1 pseudogene is annotated in these 1,120 nt (G+C 50.6%); it reads left to right on the forward strand.

Annotated features, from left to right (window positions below):
• Positions 1-294: 294 nt before the first annotated feature.
• A pseudogene (locus ACYVGO_RS36155) lies at positions 295-1,120 on the forward strand (gliding motility-associated C-terminal domain-containing protein); the annotation flags it as partial.

The following is a 1,120-nucleotide window of genomic DNA, read 5'->3' on the forward strand; positions in this document are numbered from 1 at the left end:
GGGTGGACCTACCCACGGGCTTGTATTATTATCAGGCCAGTGTGCGTTTTGCCCTGCTGGATAAGAACGCTCCCCCCCAGATCATCAAGGGCTGGGTTCAGATCCTGCGGGAAGGCGTATCGGCCAGATAGAGCCAACTAAGTGGAGTGGGTGGAGTGGGTGCAATAGGGACAGAGAAACCGACTGCATGCATTCCACCCACTCCACTTAGTTACTAATTTGCCATTAACACCTATCAAAAAGGGATACACTTTTTGGTACTGAAATCGTTGTAATTGAAAACGGGATAATTTTATGCGGTTCGTTTACACTATTGGGCTTTGGGGGCTTTTTTTAGGCATTGTACTATTTCCCTCTATAACTCAGGCCACACACGTGCGGGCTGGGGAGATTACCACCAAACGGATTTCTCAAACCTCACTCACCTATCTGGTTACGTTTACAGCCTATTACGATGAAGTAAAAGGCCGACAGGCGGCTGATCAGGCTGAACCTTATACCTTTTGTTTTGGAGATGGCTCTACCTTGGAAGTTAAACGGAGTCGTCGTCAATATATCAACGGTCGCACATCGTCAGTCAACTCCTACACGGCTATTCATACCTATCCGGGGCCGGGCGTGTATACCATTGGCATAACCGTGCCCAACCGAAACGCGGATACAAAAAATTTACCCCCTCCTGCTACATCTGATCAAATTCGTTTTTTCGTATCGACAACGATTTTGATCAATGCAGCCCTGCTGACCAACTCCACCCCCGTCATGCTCAACCCACCCCTGGACTCAGGACGCGTGGGCCAGAAGTTCTGCCACAACCCAACCGCCTTCGATGCCGATGGCGATAGCCTCGCCTACCGACTCAGTGTTCCCAAAACCTCATTGACAGATAACGGCTGTATTGGTAGAGACATTCCGGTGTATCAAGACCCAACCCGATTTAGTACCGCCAGTGAAGCGGGAGGCACACCCACCTTTACCATCAACCCCATCACCGGCGAACTCTGCTGGGATGCTCCGGGCGAAATAGGCCAATTTAACTTTGCCTTCATCATTGAGGAATGGCGCAACGGGGTGCTCATCGGGGAGATCACCCGCGACATGCAGATCATCGTCACCGATA

The sequence above is a fragment of the Spirosoma migulaei genome (genome assembly GCF_054776855.1).